This is a genomic window from Streptomyces sp. NPDC051578 (assembly GCF_044454045.1).
GTDB lineage: Bacteria > Actinomycetota > Actinomycetes > Streptomycetales > Streptomycetaceae > Streptomyces.
Genome location: NZ_JBITDH010000004.1, coordinates 272,274 through 290,644, shown reverse-complemented (window position 1 = coordinate 290,644; position 18,371 = coordinate 272,274). Strand labels below are relative to the sequence as shown.

Annotated in this window: 15 protein-coding genes; 6 read left to right on the top strand and 9 right to left on the bottom strand. The window is 73.1% G+C overall.

Annotated features, from left to right (window positions below; genetic code table 11):
* Positions 1-6: 6 nt before the first annotated feature.
* The 4 genes from ACIA6C_RS20445 to ACIA6C_RS20430 all read right to left on the bottom strand — a co-directional run bounded on the left by ACIA6C_RS20445 (position 7) and on the right by ACIA6C_RS20430 (position 5,242).
* On the bottom strand, positions 7-1,326 hold the full coding sequence (locus ACIA6C_RS20445) for a nitrate/nitrite transporter (RefSeq protein WP_399277688.1): 1,320 nt from the start codon (positions 1,324-1,326) through the stop codon (positions 7-9).
* Positions 1,323-1,973 carry a GntR family transcriptional regulator gene (locus ACIA6C_RS20440; protein WP_399277686.1) on the bottom strand — a complete coding sequence of 217 codons (651 nt, stop codon included), beginning with the start codon at positions 1,971-1,973 and terminating at the stop codon, positions 1,323-1,325. The genes ACIA6C_RS20445 and ACIA6C_RS20440 overlap by 4 nt, the downstream gene beginning before the upstream one ends.
* Before the next feature lie 113 nt (positions 1,974-2,086).
* A complete protein-coding gene (locus ACIA6C_RS20435) occupies positions 2,087-4,003 on the bottom strand; it encodes a C1 family peptidase (RefSeq protein ID WP_399277684.1) in 1,917 nt (638 codons plus the stop codon).
* A 207-nt stretch (positions 4,004-4,210) separates the two neighbouring features.
* A complete protein-coding gene (locus tag ACIA6C_RS20430) occupies positions 4,211-5,242 on the bottom strand; it encodes a hypothetical protein (RefSeq protein WP_399277682.1) in 1,032 nt (343 codons plus the stop codon).
* A 342-nt stretch (positions 5,243-5,584) separates the two neighbouring features.
* On the opposite strand from ACIA6C_RS20430, the gene ACIA6C_RS20425 reads away from it, so the two are divergent.
* Positions 5,585-6,808: a DUF1266 domain-containing protein gene (locus ACIA6C_RS20425; protein ID WP_399277680.1), complete on the top strand. Its 1,224-nt coding sequence runs from the start codon at positions 5,585-5,587 to the stop codon at positions 6,806-6,808.
* Positions 6,809-6,887: 79 nt separating this feature from the next.
* Positions 6,888-7,304: a PPOX class F420-dependent oxidoreductase gene (locus ACIA6C_RS20420; protein WP_366083384.1), complete on the top strand. Its 417-nt coding sequence runs from the start codon at positions 6,888-6,890 to the stop codon at positions 7,302-7,304.
* A gap of 38 nt (positions 7,305-7,342) precedes the next feature.
* On the opposite strand, the gene ACIA6C_RS20415 is transcribed toward ACIA6C_RS20420, so the two are convergent.
* The 4 genes from ACIA6C_RS20415 to pdhA all read right to left on the bottom strand — a co-directional run bounded on the left by ACIA6C_RS20415 (position 7,343) and on the right by pdhA (position 12,059).
* Positions 7,343-8,278 (bottom strand): GNAT family N-acetyltransferase, encoded by a 936-nt coding sequence (locus ACIA6C_RS20415; RefSeq protein WP_399277678.1) that lies wholly within the window; start codon positions 8,276-8,278, stop codon positions 7,343-7,345.
* Between the two features lie 116 nt (positions 8,279-8,394).
* Positions 8,395-9,861, bottom strand: coding sequence for a dihydrolipoamide acetyltransferase family protein (locus ACIA6C_RS20410; RefSeq protein WP_399277676.1), 1,467 nt, complete (start codon positions 9,859-9,861; stop codon positions 8,395-8,397).
* Between the two features lie 12 nt (positions 9,862-9,873).
* Positions 9,874-10,854 (bottom strand): alpha-ketoacid dehydrogenase subunit beta, encoded by a 981-nt coding sequence (locus tag ACIA6C_RS20405; RefSeq protein ID WP_399277674.1) that lies wholly within the window; start codon positions 10,852-10,854, stop codon positions 9,874-9,876.
* A gap of 5 nt (positions 10,855-10,859) precedes the next feature.
* Positions 10,860-12,059: a pyruvate dehydrogenase (acetyl-transferring) E1 component subunit alpha gene (gene pdhA, locus ACIA6C_RS20400; RefSeq protein ID WP_361130604.1), complete on the bottom strand. Its 1,200-nt coding sequence runs from the start codon at positions 12,057-12,059 to the stop codon at positions 10,860-10,862.
* Positions 12,060-12,384: 325 nt separating this feature from the next.
* Between pdhA and ACIA6C_RS20395 the strand changes: the two genes are divergently transcribed.
* Positions 12,385-13,047 (top strand): response regulator transcription factor, encoded by a 663-nt coding sequence (locus tag ACIA6C_RS20395; RefSeq protein ID WP_361130607.1) that lies wholly within the window; start codon positions 12,385-12,387, stop codon positions 13,045-13,047.
* 257 nt (positions 13,048-13,304) lie between these two features.
* Here ACIA6C_RS20395 and ACIA6C_RS20390 read toward each other — a convergent pair whose 3' ends face one another.
* The gene (locus tag ACIA6C_RS20390; RefSeq protein WP_399277671.1) at positions 13,305-14,915 is read right to left on the bottom strand and encodes a protein kinase; all 1,611 of its coding nucleotides are present in this window, start codon (positions 14,913-14,915) and stop codon (positions 13,305-13,307) included.
* Between the two features lie 227 nt (positions 14,916-15,142).
* On the opposite strand from ACIA6C_RS20390, the gene ACIA6C_RS20385 reads away from it, so the two are divergent.
* From ACIA6C_RS20385 to ACIA6C_RS20375, 3 genes are all read left to right on the top strand, one after another.
* Positions 15,143-16,798, top strand: coding sequence for a protein kinase (locus ACIA6C_RS20385; protein ID WP_399277668.1), 1,656 nt, complete (start codon positions 15,143-15,145; stop codon positions 16,796-16,798).
* Between the two features lie 203 nt (positions 16,799-17,001).
* On the top strand, positions 17,002-17,571 hold the full coding sequence (locus ACIA6C_RS20380) for a hypothetical protein (RefSeq protein WP_399277666.1): 570 nt from the start codon (positions 17,002-17,004) through the stop codon (positions 17,569-17,571).
* A gap of 119 nt (positions 17,572-17,690) precedes the next feature.
* Positions 17,691-18,371, top strand: coding sequence for a PadR family transcriptional regulator (locus ACIA6C_RS20375; RefSeq protein WP_399277664.1), 681 nt, complete (start codon positions 17,691-17,693; stop codon positions 18,369-18,371).

Here is an 18,371-nt window from a genome sequence, read left to right as displayed (position 1 = left end):
GCCGCCCTACGTACGGGCGCGGGCCGGGACCAGCGGCTGCGGGTCCGGCGCCGGGAGCGGGAGGCGTTCGCGGGCCAGGGCGGCGGGGCGCAGGCGCAGGATCTGGGACAGGCCCAGCGCCTCCAGGAAGAACACCGACGAGAAGGCGATCCGGTAGTCGTCGCCGGTGGCGTCGAGCAGCACGCCCACCGCGAGCAGCGTCGTCATGGACGCGAGGAAACCACCCATGTTGGTGATGCCCGAGGCGGTTCCCTGACGTTCCGCCGGGTTGGCGGGTCGGGCGAAGTCGAAGCCGATCATCGAGGCCGGTCCACAGGCTCCCAGCACCACGCACAGCGTGGTCAGCAGCCACATCGGCGCCCGCTCGCCCGGGTAGGCCAGCACCGCTCCCCACAGCGCGGCGGTGGCCGCGACCGTGCCCAGCGCCAGCGGGATCCGCGCGCCCTGACGGCGGCCGACGAGCTGCCCGTACAGCAGCCCGAACCCCATGTTCGCGACGACGATCAACGTCATCAGGCCGCCCGCGGTGCCCCGCGACAGCCCCTGCGCCTCGACGAGGAACGGCATCCCCCACAGCAGCAGGAACACCATCGCCGGGAACTGCGTCGTGAAGTGCACCCACAGCCCGAGCCGGGTTCCCGGCTCCCGCCAGGACTCGGCTATCTGACGGCGTACGAACCCGCCTCCGCCGGCGCGCGCCGCGGGCTGAGGCGCGTGCCCCTCCGGGTGGTCCCGCAGGAACAGCACCAGCGGCACCAGTACGAGGAGCCCCGCCGCCGAACTGCCCGCGAAGGCGGGCACCCAGCCGAGCCCGTGCAGGGCCGGCGCCAGCACCAGCGTGGAGACGAGGTTGCCCGCCATGCCCACCAGTCCGGCCAGCTGCGCCATCAGCGGCGCGCGCCGGGCCGGGAACCAGCGCGTGCCGAGCCGCAGCACGGAGATGAAGGTCATGGCGTCGCCGCAGCCCAGCAGGGCGCGCGCGGCCAGCGCCGTCCCGTAGGAGGGCGCCAGCGCGAAGCCGAGCTGTCCGACGGTGAACAGCACCGCCCCCATCGTCAGGACCCGCTTGGTGCCGAGCCGGTCCACCAGCAGCCCGACGGGTATCTGCATGCCCGCGTAGACCAGCAGTTGGAGGATGGAGAAGGTGGCGAGCGCCGACGCGTTGACGTGAAAGCGGTCGGCGGCGTCCAGCCCGGCCACGCCCAGGCTGGTACGGAAGATCACCGCGACGAAGTAGACGGCGACCCCGATCGCCCAGACGGCGAGGGCCCGGCGCCCGCCGGGGGGATCCAGGGGCGGGCGGGGCGGCCCGGTGGGCGCGCTCATCGGCCGGCCCCGCGCACCAGTGCGTCGACCCGGCCCACGTGCGCCCGTACGGCGGCGGCGGCCGTCTCCGGCTCCCCGGCGCGCAGGGCGTCCAGGATCTCGGCGTGCTCGGCCAGCGTCCGCTCCACCCGGTCGGGGTGGGCGTGCAGCAGAGCCACGCCCATCCGCAACTGCCGGTCGCGCAGCTGGTCGTAGAGCCGGTCCAGGATCCGGTTCCCGGCGTTGCGGACGATCTCGGCGTGAAAGGCCCGGTCGGCGGCCATCAGCGCGACCAGGTCCCCGTCGGCGGCGTGCCGGCGCTGCTCCCCGATGAGGCCGGCGAGCCGCTCCAGCAGGCCGGGCGGGGCGGGTACCGCCTTGCGGACGGTGAACTCCTCGACCAGCAGCCGGGTTTCGATGACGTCGGCGATCTCCTGCGCGGAGACCGGCAGCACCAGCGCGCCCTTCTTCGGGTACAGCTTGAGCAGCCCCTCGGTCTCCAGGCGCAGCAGTGCCTCGCGCACCGGCGTCCGGGACACGCCGACGGCCTCGGCGACCTCGCCCTCGGTGAGGAGTACGCCGCCCTCGTAGCGGCGGCCCAGCACCCCCTGTTTGACGTGCTGGTAGACGCGGTCGGCGGCGGTCACGACCGGGGGCGCGGAAGTCATGCGCACAGGATAGATACATGAGCCGTACAAGAGTCCTGGCCGTCCAGGATGCGGACGGCCGGGTGCGGACGGCCGGGTGCGGATGGCAGGGTGCGGACGGCAGGGTGCGCGGCTCAGGCCGGGCCGATGATCGGCCCGGCGTGCCAGCGGCCCGAGTCGTCGCGGCGGTAGTGCTGGAGCAGGCGGTCGGTGCGCAGGACGATCACCTCCAGGCCGAACCCGAAACTGCCCTGGAGCATCCCCGTGACGGCGAGCGCGTCCCGCCCGAAGACCGCGCCACGGGTCCAGGCGCCGCCTCCCGCGTTGCCCCGCCACCAGTGCTCGACCCGGCCGCCCGCCGCGACGACGCACAACTCGTAGTTCCCCGCGGTCCGTTCGTCGGTGGACCCGTACTGCGCCTCGATCAGGCAGGGGGCCGAGGTGATCGCACGGCCGAACACCTCGCCGGGACGCCAGGCGAAGCCGTCGTGGTCGTCGCGCCACCACAGCTGCATCCGGCCGTCCGTCCGCGTCGCGACGAGGTCCAGGTGACGGGAGCGGGTCTGGACCAGCGCGGGCCCGAAGTGGGCGATGCCGGAGGCGAACCGGCCGCCGTCGTGCCAGGTCCAGGGCGCTCCGTTGATGCGCCACCAGTGGTTCAGGCGTCCGTCGACGGTGCGGACCACCACCTCGAAGTTGCCGGGCTTGCCGTAGTCGCTCTGGATGAAGGCCGGGGTGGAGCCGATCGCCGCGTCCCCCGGCCCGAAGGCGCCGCCGTCGCGCCAGGCACCGCCGGACTGCTCGTAGTACCAGTGACGCAGCCGGCCGCCGGTGGTGACGTGCAAGGACTCCGTGTTCCGGTTGAAGGTGGTGCCCGTGAAGGCGGGCTGGCCGGAGGCGTCGTGGGCGTAGGTCTTGGCGGGGGTCCACGCGAAGGGTGCTTCGCCCTCGCGCCACCAGTGCCGCAGGCTGCCGTCACCCGTCGCCGCCGCGAGTTCGAAGTTGCGGTGGCCGCGGCCGTTGCCGCTCTCGTAGACGTTCCCCGCGTGCAGTCGGCGCTTGCTCCACGGGTCGATGTTGGTGCCGGTCAGACCGCACTTGGCCCAGTGGTCGACGCGGGCCTCGCCGTACGCGATCCGCCCGTAGCCGCCGGTGTGGTGAAGCGCGCCCCAGGAGTTCTTGAACAGCCAGCACCCGGCCGCGTCGTCGTAGCCGACGACCAGCACGCAGTGTCCGCCCACCCGTCGGCCGCTCGTGCGGTGGTACACGCCGGAGCCGAGCCCGAAGAAGTCCTCGTACACCTCGAGGCAGGCGGTCAGCGGGCCGACCGTGTCCAGCCACACCTTCTGCTGCCCGACGTCACCGAGCCGTACGTAGTCCGTGATCCGTACCGTCCGGCCCGACCGGTCCCAGCTCGGCGTGTACTCGGAGCCCCAGGCGGCGCGCCGCTCGGCGGGCAGACCGGGCGGCGGGACGGTGTAGGGCCGGCAGTCGGGGTCCGCGAGGCCGCCGTTGTCCCGGATCCAGTCGAGCGCGGTCTCCGGGTCGCAGCCCTGGCCGCAGGTCAGCCGCAGCCCGTCGCGCACGTCCCCCTCGGACCGCACGGCCCACACGTGGTGCTCGATACGGGCCATGGACTCCACCAGGCCGGCCGCCGCGAAGGCCCAGCCGGACTCGCACGGGTTCTGGTCCTTCACCCGGGTGATCCACCGCCACCCCCACCGCTCGCGCCAGTCCACGGCCGTCGGCAGCGCGCCCGCCGTCGCCCCGCCCCTGCCGGTGCCGGTGCCGGTGCCGGTGCCCGGCAGCAAGCCGTGCGCCGCCCTGCGCCGGGTCAGGCGGGGGTTGCCGCTCACGTGCCCGATCAGCGCCCGCAGATCCACGGTTCCCGCCTCGGCCGCGGTCGTCGGGCGCGACGGGCCGGCCAGGCCGAGGGAGGGGCGCGGGAGCGGCTCTCCGTCGGCGAGGTGCTCGCTGACGGACCAGCGCGCCCCCAGCTCCGCGAGCCGCGCGCGCAGCTCCCCCGCGGTCCGCACGGACTCCTGCGGCATACCGGCCCCCCAGAGTGCGATCGCCCGTTCGGATGCGGGCGAGACCCGGGAGCGTCTCCCTGGCGCAGGGGGGCGTCAAGAGGGGCCGCGCGGTCGCGCGGTGGCACGGGGGTCGTACGGTGCGGGCCCCGGCGGGGGCGGGGGCGGGCACCGCTGCGTCCCCGGCGCGCGAAGGGCGCCGGGGACGCAGGGTTCTGGGGGAGCCGCTCAGGCGGTGGGCGCCTTCTGCTGGCCCGAACCGTTGACCAGGGCGAGGAGGACGGCGCCCAGGTCGGTCACGACCATGTCGGCCTTGGCCTTGGCGTCGGCGGGGCCGCTGCCGGTCTCGGCGACCTTGAGGAGGCCGTCGACGGAGGCCTTGAGCTTGTCGACGGCGGCGCCGGCCTTGTCGACGGGAGCGGCCTTCGGCGCGGTGACCGGAGTCGCGACCGGGGGCTTCGCCATGGGGGCGGCCGGGGCAGCCGGGTTCACGGGCTGCGCGACGGGGGGCTTGGCGGCCGGGGCGGCCGGGTTCGCGGGCTGGGCGACCGGAGGCTGCGCGACGGGCGGCTTGGCCGGCTCGGCGACCGGGGGCTTCGCCACGGGGGCGGCCGGGTTCGCGGGCTGCGCGACCGGAGGCTTGGCCGGCTCGGCGACCGGCGGCTTCGCCGGCTCCGCGACCGGAGGCTTCGCGGGCTGCGCAACGGGCGGCTGCGCGACCGGAGGCTTCGCCGGCTCCGCGACCGGAGGCTTCGCGGGCTGCGCGACGGGCGGCTGCGCGACCGGAGGCTTGGCCGGCTGCGCGACCGGAGGCTGCGCGACGGGCGGCTGTGCGACCGGGGGCTTCGCAGCCGGGTCGGCCGGCGGGTCGGCGGGCTTGGCCACCACCGGCTTCGCCATCGCCGGGTTCGCCGGCACGGGGGCCGGCAGCGGCTTCGCCGACTCCGGCAGGCTCTGGCGCAGCCCCGCGAACGCGGGCTCCAGCTGCTTCTTGACCTCGGCCAGGTCGGCCTCCGACACCTTCCCGTTCGGCGACTTCAGCACCGCCGAGACCAGGTCCGTGACGGGTTCGAGCACTGCGGCGGCGGCGCCGAGCGACTGCGCCTGGGCGAGCAGCGCCTCACTGCCGGGAACGGTCTGCCCGGCGAAGGTGACGGGCGGGCGCTCGGGCGAGGAGACGGCTGCCGCGATGCCCGGGGAGGCGGTCAGCAGGGTCACGCAGAGGGCGGCGGGGATGGAGTAGCGGGTGATGCGGTGCAACGGCTCTCTCCTGTTCAGAGATGTGGCTGATCGTGTGGTCCGGAAGGACGCGGGGCGGTGGTGACGCCCCCTACCACTCACCGACAGCCGGTCACCGCGCGCAACCGGAGCCGCCCCTCCGTAGCCGCCGACACGCCGCGCAACCGCGTACATCACCGGTCTGACCTGCCCGAACCCCGTCACCCCGGGGCGCACCCCGGATGGACGCACGTCCGTCACAGAGCGTAACGATCGGGCGGGGCGGCGGGTTCCCCCTCGCAGGCCGGTCCGACGACCGCGCGCCGTCCTCAGGGGCACGGGAGGCCCGAACTGGCGCCCGGGGGTCACGGATAGGGTTCTTCCATGGGGACCTGGACCGCGCCGAGCGCCATAGAACGAGAGCTGGAAGAGGCCAAGACCGCCGGGAACTGGCCGGCGTTCTTCGACGCCCTCGCGCTCGCCGACCTCTTCGTACCGCAGGAACGGTCCTTCCAGGACGCCCACCCCACCCGGGTACGCCGGCAGCGGGTCCACCTGCCGCACGCGCGCGCCGAGGCGTACGTGGTCTTCACCGAGGGGATGCTGCCCGCTCCCACTCCCGAGCTCGTCTTCGAGAGCGTCGACCTCGGGTGGTTCTGCGAGAGCTTTCCGCCCGACGGACCCCCGTTCCTGGCCGTGAACCCCGGAACCCCCTTCGAGACCCTCCTGCCCGCCTCCCCCGCCCATCGCGCCACCTGGGCCCTGCACGACGGCCGCCGGCCCCGCTACGTGGGCCTTGAACAGGGCAAGGTCCACGCCCTCCACGTCGGCGGGCCGCTGCACGGCCCCGTCGCCTTCGGGCTGGCCTGCGGCGCACACCTGTCCGTGCGCAACGGCACGTTCTGGAACTCCCTGGCCTACCACGGCCAGGGCTACACCAAGGAGCGCGAGACGCTGCGCGACAGCTGGGGCGTCACCACCCGCGAGGAGTGGCTCGTCACCACCGAACGGCTGCTGCGGGCCGACATGGTCAGCCCCGTGTGGGAGTTCGCGCTGCGCGTGCGCCAGGCGCTGGCCCAGGAGTTCGCCGGGCCCGTGGACATCGAGCACTGGCGGCACGCCACCGAGGCGACCTTGCGCGCCAACGCCGAGCGTGCCGCCGAGCCCCGGCTGACCCCCGACGGGGTCACGGTCGCGCAGCCCCGCCCGACCGCCGAGGTGGAGGGCGAGATCGCGGGCGTGCAGCGCGTCATCGGCCGGATCACCCGCTACGAGCAGCGGTTCCGGGCGGACGGCGTGCTCGGCGAGGGCAAGTACGTGCGGTCGGTGGAGGCGTGGGACTACGGCCGGGCCTCCCAGATGGCCCGCTGGGGGGTGGGTGCCCGCTTCGGGACGCTCGCCGAGGCCGAGGACGTCGTGGTGCGGGCCGGAAAGGCGTGCCGGCTCGCGTACCGGTCCTGGGAGGAGCTGTCGGCGGGGTTCGTACTCGGGCGCTGCATGCAGTTCGACGAGGAGGAGTTCGGGCGGTGGTACGAGGAGATGGCCACCGCGCACCGCGAGCTGACGGGCGACCCGGGAAGCCCGTGGCTCAACATCGCCTGGGGCTGACGCGCGGACCTCGGGTAGTCGCGCCGCGGGCGGCGAAAACCCGGCGCGTCGGCACCTGGCCCCAACTACCCTCGGCTGCATGACTGTTGAGCTGAACGACACCGTGCGCAAGCTGCTGGACGCGCCGCACCCGGCCGTGCTGACCACGCTCAACCCCGATGGGGGACCGCAGAGTTCGGTGGTCTGGGTGATCCGGGACGGCGACGACGTGCTGGTCTCCACCGAGCAGGGCCGCCGCAAGGAGCGGAACATCGCCCGGGACGCGCGGGTCGGCCTGACCGTCTTCGACCTGAACAACCCGTACCTCTACGCGGAGATCCGCGGCACCGCCTCGGTCTCCGAGGACGCCGGGCGGGCGGTCACCGTCCGGATCGCCGAGGAGTACCTGGGCCCGGGCGGGGGCCGGGAGTACGCGCAGGCGCCCGCGGAGAACGTACGCGTGATCCTGCGCATCACCCCGACGAACGTGCTCGGCAACGCCACCAAGGCGGGTTAGGCCCTCTCTTCCGGGGCCGGACGACGCGCGTCCTGCGCTCAGGCCGCAGACGGCGCCTCCAGCACCAGCCGGACCTCCGTGACCTCGTACCCGGCGCGGTCGAACGCGGCGGCCATGGGGGCGTTGACGGTGTCGGTCGTCGCGGTGACCCGGCGGGCGCCCTGACCGGCGTGGAAGCGGGTGATCTCGGCGAGGACCTCGTCGATGAGGCCCTTGCCGCGCTGTTCCGGTACGACACCGAGGTAGCCGACGTTGCGGTGGTAGGGGGTCGCGGAGGGAATGGCCAGCCCGGCCAGGGTGCCGTCCGGCAGCTCCGCGAGGCGCCACCAGGAACGTTCGCCCGGGCAGTCGAGGTAGAACTCGACGTCTTCACGGGCCAGTTGCCCGGCGTCCATGGAACGCAGTGAGGTCCGGGTGTGCACGTCCAGGCTCCCGGCCGAGACGCGGGCGAACGCCTCGACGAACTCCTCGTCCGTGCCCTCGCGGAACCGCAGCCGCCCCGTCGGCTCCGTGGTCCCGGCGGCCGGGGTCCACTCGTAGCGCAGGCGCTCGATCCCGTTCGTCAGGCCGGCCCTCCGCGCGGCCTCCCGGCGCCAGGCGACGGCCTCGGCGACGTCGGGGCGGGCGCGCCAGTCGCGGGGCAGGGAGAGGTCGTAGAGGGGCAGGGTCCCGAAGGCCGCGTGTCCGGCAGCGAGCAGCCCGGCCGCGACGGCGGCGGGGTCGGCGACGCCCCGGACCTGGAGGCAGTCGAGCGCGACGGGCCGTTCGCTGTCCTCCCGGCCCCACCACAGGGCGCGGCCGAGGACCTCGCCGTCCTCGGCCTGCGCGAACCAGATCCACTCGGGGCGCAGCCGGCCCGCCGCCAGTTCCTCCCGGATGCGGTCGGCGGCGAGGGCTTCGACGGGGCCGTCGGCGGGGTGGGTGAGGGCGCGGTCGATGTCCGTGGGGTCTGCGGTCGCAGCGCGGAAGATCATCCGCTGATGATCGGGCAGGGGCGGAACCCCCGGCCAGCGGTTTTCCGCCCGAACGGCCGGTGGCCGGGCTCCGCGAGGGAGTCCGGCCACCGGCGCCGCGTGCGTTCTCCTGCCCGTTACGACCAGGTGACCAGACGGCGGGGGTGTTCCAGGACCGCCGCGATGTCGGCCAGGAAGCGGGATCCGAGCTCGCCGTCGATCAGACGGTGGTCGAAGGACAGCGCCAGCGTGGTGACCTGGCGCGGCTTGACCTTGCCCTTGTGGACCCACGGCTGGAGCTTGATCGCGCCGACCGCGAGGATCGCGGACTCGCCCGGGTTGATGATGGGCGTCCCGGTGTCGACGCCGAAGACGCCGACGTTGGTGATGGTGATGGTGCCGTTCTGCATGTCGGCCGGGGAGGTCTTGCCGTCGCGGGCCGTGGCGACCAGCTCGGACAGGGCCGTCGACAGCTCCGGCAGCGTCTTGGCGTGGGCGTCCTTGATGTTCGGGACGATCAGGCCGCGCGGGGTGGCCGCCGCGATGCCGAGGTTGACGTAGTGCTTGAGCACGATCTCCTGGGCCGCCTCGTCCCAGGAGGCGTTGACCTCCGGGTTGCGGCGGACGGCCACGAGGACGGCCTTGGCGATGAGGAGCAGCGGGTTGATCCGCAGACCGGCGAGGTCCGGGTCCTCCTTGAGCTGCTGGACCAGCTTCATCGTGCGCGTCACGTCGAGCGTGATGAACTCGGTGACGTGCGGGGCGGTGAAGGCGGAGCCGACCATGGCCTGGGCGGTGACCTTGCGGACGCCCTTGACCGGGATGCGGGTCTCGCGCGCCGTCGCCTCGGCCGGGGCCTGGGCGGGTGCCTGTGCGGCGGCCGGGGCCTGGGCCGCGGCGGCCGGGGCGGCTGCCGGGGCGGCCGGGGCGGTCTGCGGGGCGAGCGCGGCCGCCGCGGCCGCGTGCACGTCCTCGCGGGTCACGACGCCGCCCTCACCGGTGGGGACCACCGAGGCGAGGTCGATGCCGAGGTCCTTGGCGAGCTTGCGGACCGGCGGCTTGGCCAGGGGACGCTCGGCGCCCCCGGTCACCGTGCCGTTGCCGTTTCCGTTGCCGTTCAGCGCGGCGGTCCCGTTCTGCGCGGGAACGGCGGGAACGGCGGGAACGGCGGGGACGGCGGGCGCGGCCGGGGCGGCGGGCGCCGCCGCGGCGGCCACCGCGCCCGCTCCGGCCTCCGCCGCGGCCTTGCGCGGCCGCCGCTTCGTGGAGGCCGTGGACACGCCGTACCCGACGAGGACGGGCTGGCGCGCCTCGGCGGCGGCCGGGGCGGCCACCTCCTGGGCAGGCGCCTCGTCGGCCGGGCCCTCCGTCTGCACCGAGATGATCACCTGGCCGACGTCGACCGTGGTGCCCTCCTCGAAGAGCAGCGCGTGCACGGTCCCGTCGAACGGGATCGGCAGCTCCACGGCCGCCTTCGCGGTCTCGACCTCGCAGACGACCTGCCCGTCGGTGACCGTGTCACCCGGCTGGACGTACCACTTGAGGATCTCGGCCTCGGTGAGGCCCTCGCCCACGTCGGGCATCTTGAATTCGCGGATGGTCATGAACGTGGCTCCTCAGTACGCCAGCGAGCGGTCGACGGCGTCGAGCACCCTGTCCAGGCCCGGCAGGTACTCGTCCTCCAGGCGGGCCGGCGGGTACGGGGCGTGGAACCCGCCCACGCGCAGCACCGGCGCCTCCAGGTGGTAGAAGCACCGCTCGGTGATGCGCGCGGCGATCTCCGAACCGACGCCCAGGAACACCGGCGCCTCGTGGACGATGACCAGCCGCCGGGTGCGCTCCACCGAGGCCTGCAGACCGTCGAAGTCGATCGGGGACATCGACCGCAGGTCGACGACCTCCACCGACTTGCCCTCCTCGGCCGCCGCGGCCGCCGCCTCCAGGCAGACCTTCACCATCGGGCCGTACGCGGCCAGCGTGAGGTCCGTGCCGGCGCGTGCCACACGGGCGGCGTGCAGGGCGTCCGGGATCGCGTCGACGTCGACCTCGCCCTTGTCCCAGTAGCGCCGCTTCGGCTCGAAGAAGATCACCGGGTCGTCGCTGAGGATCGCCTGCTGGAGCATCCAGTACGCGTCGCTCGCGTTCGACGGCGAGACCACCTTGAGACCCGGGACGTGCGCGAACAGCGCCTCCGGGGACTCGCTGTGGTGCTCGACCGCACCGATGCCGCCCGCGTACGGGATGCGGATGACGACCGGCATCTTGATCTTGCCGAGCGAGCGCGCGTGCATCTTCGCGAGCTGCGTGACGATCTGGTCGTAGGCGGGGAAGACGAACCCGTCGAACTGGATCTCCACGACCGGCCGGTATCCGCGCAGGGCCAGGCCGATCGCCGTGCCGACGATGCCGGACTCGGCGAGCGGGGTGTCGATGACCCGCTCCTCGCCGAAGTCCTTCTGCAGGCCGTCGGTGATGCGGAAGACGCCGCCGAGCTTGCCGACGTCCTCACCCATGATCAGGACCTTGGGGTCGGTCTCCAGGGCCTTGCGCAACGAGTCGTTGAGCGCCTTCGCGATGGTCAGCTTCTGTACGGCCATGGTGGTCACTCCCCGCCTTCGAAGGACGCGAGGTAGGCGGCGAACTGGGCGCGCTCCTCGTCGACGAGCGCGTGCCCGTCCGCGTAGACGTTCTCGAAGATCGCCATGGTGTCCGGGTCGGGCATGGCGCGCACGACCTCGCGCACCCGCTTGCCCAGCGTCTCGCTCTCCTCCTCCAGCTGCGCGAAGAACGCCTCGTCGGCGCCGCCCGTCGCCAGGAGGTGGGCCTTGAGGCGCAGGATCGGGTCCTTGGCCTCCCAGGCCGCCGTCTCCTCGTCGCGCCGGTACTTCGTCGGGTCGTCGGAGGTGGTGTGCGCGCCCATGCGGTACGTGAACGCCTCCACCAGCGTGGGGCCCTCGCCGTTGCGCGCCCGCTCCAGCGCCCAGCGGGTGACCGCCAGGCAGGCCAGCACGTCGTTGCCGTCGACGCGGACGCCCGGGAAGCCGAAGCCCTGGGCCCGCTGGTAGAGCGGCACGCGCATCTGGCGCTCGGTGGGCTCGGAGATCGCCCACTGGTTGTTCTGGCAGAAGAACACGACCGGGGAGTTGTACACCGCCGAGAAGGTGAACGCCTCCGCGACGTCACCCTGGCTGGACGCGCCGTCACCGAAATAGGCGATGACCGCGGAGTCCGCGCCGTCCTTGGCCACGCCCATCGCGTACCCGGTCGCGTGCAGCGTCTGGGAGCCGATGACGATCGTGTACAGGTGGAAGTTGTTGGTGTTCGGGTCCCAGCCACCGTGGTTCACGCCGCGGAACATGCCGAGCAGGTTGGTCGGGTCGACCCCGCGGCACCAGGCCACACCGTGTTCACGGTAGGTGGGGAAGACGTAGTCGTCGTCGCGCAGCGCCCGGCCCGAGCCGATCTGGGCGGCTTCCTGACCGAGGAGCGAGGCCCACAGGCCCAGCTCGCCCTGACGCTGCAGGGCGGTCGCCTCGCCGTCGAAACGGCGGGTCAGGACCATGTCGCGGTAGAGCCCGCGCAGGTCCTCGGTGGTGATGTCGGCGACGAAGGGGGCGAACTGCGCGCTGTCGGCGCTCTCGACCCGCTCTCCCTCGGGCGTCAGCAGCTGTACGAGCTGAGGCTCGGCGTCGTGCGGCTGTGCGGTGGCAACAGCGGTCTTGCGGGCGCTTTCGGCGCCGGCCGCCCGCTTGGTGCCGCTGCTGCGTCGCGGCTTGCGCGCGGCAGTGCTCTCCACGGTCACGTGTGCTCCTCCGTCGGTCCGGCACCCGGGTTCTCCGGGGTCCAGTGCGGCTCACCTGTATGCGTACCCGCGCACGGGGTGGGTGCGAGGAAGGTACGGGATTCAGGCGTGACAGGTGCCCCGGCGAGTGCCCTGCGCAATGCACGTTACCCAGTGCCTCGCATAACTGCGAAACCCCGTTTGACCTGCGATTTTGCTTGGATATCCAAGTAAATCGGCGGCTGCGGGAACAACCACTGGTCACAGCCTTGCAGGGGGCCGGAACAACGGCACGTTATCCCGGGTAACTGCGGCAGGGAAGGGGTGAGTGTGTGAAACTGACTCCGTGCCCGAAAACGGTAAAATCAAGGTATTCCTCCTGGACGACCACGAAGTGGTGCGCCGGGGAGTGCATGAGCTGCTGTCCGTGGAAGACGACATCGAAATCGTGGGCGAGGCGGGTACGGCCGCCGACGCGCTGGTGCGGATCCCGGCGACCCGCCCCGACGTCGCGGTCCTCGACGTGCGGCTGCCGGACGGCAGCGGGGTGGAAGTGTGCCGGGAGGTGCGCTCGCAGGACGAGGGCATCAAGTGCCTGATGCTCACCTCGTTCGCGGACGACGAGGCCCTCTTCGACGCGATCATGGCCGGCGCCTCGGGGTACGTGTTGAAGGCCATCCGCGGAAACGAGCTGCTCAGCGCGGTACGGGACGTCGCGGCTGGCAAGTCGCTGCTGGACCCGGTGGCCACCGCGCGGGTCTTGGAGCGGCTGCGCGACGGCAACAACGGCAAGGGCGACGACCGGCTGTCGCACCTCACCGAACAGGAGCGCAAGATCCTGGACCTGATCGGCGAGGGGCTGACGAACCGCGTCATCGGCGAGCGGCTGCACCTGGCCGAGAAGACCATCAAGAACTACGTCTCCAGCCTGCTGTCGAAACTCGGCATGGAGCGGCGCTCGCAGGCGGCGGCGTACGTGGCGCGGCTCCAGGCGGAGAAGCGCGTCTAGGCGCGCGGGCGGTGCCGTCCTCCGGCGCGTGAGCGGTGCGCGAGGGGTGTGCGAGCGGTGCGCGAGGGCGTACGACCGCGGCGCGAGCGCCGTTCGAGGGGCGCGCGAGCGGCGTGCGAGCAGCGTGCGAGCAGCGCGCTTCGGGATGGATTCAGGGCCCGGAGCCGGCCGCCCCGGTCGCGACCGGGAGGTCTGCAAGCGGAAAACGCACGGGCCCGGCGGAAATCCTTCCGCCGGGCCCGTCCGTTTGACCGGCTCTATTCGCCTTCGTTGTTCGCCGCGCTGCCGGTGGGCGCCGTGGTCGTCTTCGTCGGCTTCTCCGTCGGCGTCGGCTTGTCCGAGGCCGTCGGCTTCTCCGTCTCCGTGGGCTTGTCCGAGGCCGTCGGCTCCGTGGAGGGCGTCGGCGTGGCGCTCGCCGTGTACTTGGTGCGGCCCTGCGTCGGCTTGCGCGTCTCCTGTTCGTCCGACTCCGAGGAGTCCGGCGTCGCGGACGGGGTGACGTCGGAGGACGGCGTGGAGGAGTCCTGCGAGGCGTTCGGGGAACTGCTGTGGGTGGTGCCCGGCTTGTTGCCGCCGCCACTGCTGTTCACCGTCTTGACCGCGTACGCGATGCCGCCGGCGATCGCGAGGACCGCGAGCACCGCGAACACCCACATCTTCCAACGGCTGCCGCCCCGGCGGTCGTCGTAACCGTCGTAGCCGTCGTAGCCGCCGCCCTGGCCGTAGCCGCCGCCCGGGCCCTGGCCGTGGCCGCCGCCCGGGAAGGCCGAGCCGTCGTCCGGGTTCAGCGCGGGCACCATCGGCCGCTGGAACTGCGAGGTCGTGGCGTTCTGGCCGTAGGGCGGGCGCGCTCCGCCCGGACCGCGCATCGGCGTCGTCGCAGCGCCACCGCCGGACTGGCCGTGCGGCAGCGCCATGGTGACCGGACCGGTGTTCCAGGTACCGGAGTTGGGCCCCTGCTCCTGGAGCATCTGGAGCGCGTACTGGACCAGCCCGCGCATCTCCTCGGCGCTCTGGAACCGGTCGTCCGGGTCCTTCGCCAGGGAGCGCATGACCAGACCGTCGAGCTCCTGCGGGATGTGGTGGCCCTCGGGCAGCTGGGACGGCGGGACCGGCGCGTCCTGGACGTGCTGGTAGACCACCGACAGCGGCGTCTCACCGGTGAAGGGGGGCCGCAGCGCGAGGAGTTCGTACAGCAGGCAGCCGGTCGCGTACAGGTCCGAGCGGTGGTCCACGGCCTTGCCGAGGGCCTGTTCGGGCGACAGGTACTGGGGGGTGCCCATGACCATGCCGGTCTGGGTCATCGTCGACTGCGCGCCGTGCAGGGCGCGGGCGATGCCGAAGTCCATCACCTTGACCGCACCGGTGTTGGTGATGATGACGTTCGCGGGCTTGATGTCGCGGTGCACGATGCCGTGCTGGTGCGAGTACGCGAGGGCTTCCAGCACGCCCGACACGATGATGAGCGCCTGCTCGGGCCCCGGGGCCTCGGCGCTGATCAGCAACTCGCGGATGGTGCGGCCTTCGACCAGCTCCATGACGATGTACGGGACGACGTTCGGGCCGACCCGGTCCTCACCCGAGTCGTAGACCGCGACCACGGCGTGGTGGTTGAGCCCGGCGACCGACTGTGCCTCGCGGGTGAAGCGGGCCTTGGACACCGGGTCCTCGGCGAGGTCGGCGCGCAGCAGCTTCACGGCGACGGTGCGGCCCAGCCGGACGTCCTCGGCGGCGAACACCTCCGCCATACCGCCTCGTCCGAGGCGGTGCGTGAGGCGGTAGCGGCCGTCGCCCACCAGGCCGCCTGCGCCCCAATGCTCAGGATCCTCGGCCATCCCGGCGCCGGTTCCGTCGGGTTCGGGTGCCATCAGTCCTCGCCGTCGTCTCTCTCGTCCGTAACTTCTGCGGGTCCTCTTCGGGTGCTCCGACGAACGCTACAGCCTCGGAACAGGTCGCCGTTCGGGCAATGGCACGCCGTGGCCCCCCGGTCACGGAACGGGCACCCGGCTTGACTGGTGCTTGCCCTCCGGCAGACTGGGCGCCACATGCGCTCTGCCAGACGCGTTCGGACACAGCCCGAGGGGAAGCAACAGTCATGAGCCAGGACGGCACACGGGGCCGGTACGCAGGCGGTTCCCTGGCCGGTGGCCGTTACCAGCTAAGGGACTTGCTGGGCGAAGGCGGCATGGCGTCCGTCTATCTCGCTTACGACTCGGCGCTCGACCGACAGGTCGCCATCAAGACCCTGCACAGCGAACTCGGCCGCGAGGCGTCCTTCCGCGAGCGGTTCCGCCGCGAGGCGCAGGCTGTAGCGAAACTGTCGCACACCAACATCGTCTCGGTATTCGATACGGGCGAGGGAAGCGTCACGTTCGGCGGCTCCGTCGCGGACGACGGCGCCCCGATGCCGTACATCGTCATGGAGTACGTGGAGGGGCAGCCGCTCGGTTCCGTGCTCCAGGCGGACGTGGCGCAGTACGGCGCGATGCCCGCCGACCGTGCGTTGAAGGTGACGGCTGACGTGCTGGCCGCGCTGGAGACCAGCCACGAGATGGGCCTGGTCCACCGCGACATCAAGCCGGGCAACGTCATGATGACCAAGCGCGGCGTGGTCAAGGTCATGGACTTCGGCATCGCGCGCGCCATGCAGTCGGGGGTCACCTCGATGACGCAGACCGGCATGGTCGTGGGCACCCCCCAGTACCTGTCGCCCGAGCAGGCGCTGGGGCGCGCCGTGGACGCGCGCTCCGACCTCTATTCGGTCGGCATCATGCTCTTCCAGCTGCTGACCGGCCGGCTGCCGTTCGACGCGGACTCGCCGCTGGCCATCGCGTACGCGCACGTGCAGGAGGAGCCGGTCGCCCCGTCCTCCGTCAACCGCTCCGTGACGCCGGCGATGGACGCGCTCGTGGCGCGCGCCTTGAAGAAGAACCCGAACGAGCGCTTCCCGACGGCCGCGGCGATGGGCGACGAGATCGCGCGGGTCCTGTCGGCCGGTCACACGGGTGCGCCGGTCATCGTCCCGGGTGCGGCGGCGGGCGGCAGCGGCGCCGGGGTGAGTTCGGCCGTGTTCCCGCCGGTGGACTCCGCCTACCGGACGCCGCCGCAGTCGGTGCAGCAGCCGTACCAGGCCGCGCAGGCGGCGCCGTCCCCGTACGCGCCGCACACCCCGGCGCAGGGCGGCTACGCGTACCCGCCCCAGCAGCACGCGGCGCAGGGCGGGCAGCACCAGTACGGCCCGCAGACTCCGCCGCCGTTCACCATCTCGCCGAGCCCGCGGGGCGGGACGGGGGCCGCGGCCCCGAAGTCGAACACCCCGTTGATCATCGGGGCGATCGTGGTGGCGCTGCTGGCCGTCGGCGGGCTGATCGCGGCGCTCAACCTGGGCGGCGACGAAGGAAACCAGGCACGGGGCAACGGGAGCAGCACGCCCTCCGCGTCGGCGTCGACCTCCGCCAAGCCGGGTCACAAGGGTCCGGACACCTCTCGGACGATCGACGCGGAGAAGTGCAAGAGCCCGTCGAAGGACTGGCAGGACGCCTCCAAGGTCTCGGCCCCCGACTTCACGTACAAGAACCTGCGCTCGGTCAAGGAGTGCATCCAGGCCGCGGGCGGCAAGTACAAGATCGAGAACAAGGACGAGGCCGTCTTCGGCCAGGACACCGTCCTCGCGCAGTTCCCGGTGGCGGGGACCGCGGTGACGAAGGACCAGGAGTACACGCTGACCGTGTCCACCGGCGATCCGCAGTAGCGGGCAGGCGGCCCCGGGTGGGCCGCTCAGACGGCCCCGGGGTGGGCCGCAGCGGTCGTGTTCCGGCATCCCGGGCCACCCTGACGGGCGGTCTGGGATGCCGCTTTTGTCCCGCCGTGCGAATGTGGGCCCTGTACAGGTCCGAGCGCTGCCGCCGCGCGCGCTCGCGCCGCCCGCGCCGCTCGGACGGGAGGGGCTTCCCGGTGACCCAACGTCTCCGCGCGCCGGTGTGGGCGGCCTGGGCCGCGCTGGCCGCGGCCGCGCTCCTGGGCGTCGCGCCCGGGCAGGGCGCGGCCCCCGCCTCCGCCCTGGTCCCGATCATCGCCTCCGCGAGCGCCGACGAGGTGGCCGTCGTACCCGAAGAGGCCTACGAGGAGCTCGCCGGCAGTGCCGCGGGCGTCGGGCGGGACCGCCCCGGGCGGCCCGTCGGCGAGCCCGCCGACCCCGAGGCGATGGTGGCCTCCCAGCCGCGGCAACGGCCCGCGCGCCCGCAGCGACCGCCCGGCGTCCCCCCGGGCACGGCCGCCACCGGCGCGCCGACCGCGGCTGCGAGCACGGCGGCGACTCCAGGCCCCTCCACCGCGGCCTCCCCCGGGGCGAGCCCCGCCCCGGACGGCTCGGCGAGCCCCGGCACCGGGGTCAACGCGCTCGGCACCGGGGCGAACGACCGGGCCGCCGACCTGGCCGCGCACATGCTCCCCCTGGGTACCGGGCTCGCCCTCATGGGGCTGGGTCTGGGGTTCATCGGGGTGCGGCTGCGGCGGGGTCCGTAGGGACCGTCCCCCTCCCTTCGCCCTCCGCCTCCTCCGCCCACCTTTGCCCTCCCGTCCCCCTCGCAGCGTACGACCCTGGACGGTTGCGGCCAGGAGCATACTCGGTATACATACTGAGTATGTCCATTCGCCACGGCCTTCTCGCCCTGCTCGAAAGGGGTCCTCGGTACGGCTCTCAGCTGCGTACCGAGTTCGAATCCCGCACCGGCTCCACCTGGCCGCTGAACGTCGGGCAGGTCTACACGACCCTCGCCCGTCTGGAGCGCGACGGCCTCGTCGCCCCGGGCGGCGAGGACCCGGCAGGCCACACCCTCTACGCCATCACCGACACCGGGCGCGCCGAACTGCACCAGTGGTACGAGCGCCCCGTCGACCGCACCAACCCACCGCGCGACGAGCTGTCGATCAAGCTCGCCATGGCCGTCGGCGCTCCCGGCGTCGACATCCGCGCGGTCATCCAGTCGCAGCGGCACGCCACCATCCAGGCCATGCAGGACTACACCCGCCTCAAGGCCCAGGCACTCGCGGCCATCGAGAGCGGCAAGACGCACGAACGCGACGACATCGCCTGGCTGCTGGTCCTCGAACAGCTGATCTTCCAGACCGAGGCCGAGGCGCGCTGGCTCGACCACTGCGAAGCACGGCTCGTACGGCTCTCCCGGGCGGCCGTCGGCGCAGCCGTGGAGCCCGCTCCACCGTCCGGGGAGCCCGGGCCGCCGCCCGCCACCACCCCCGCGAGCGGCCCCGTCGCCGCCGCTACCACCGAGCCGTCCCGCACCGCCCGCCTGCGGCGGCGCTGA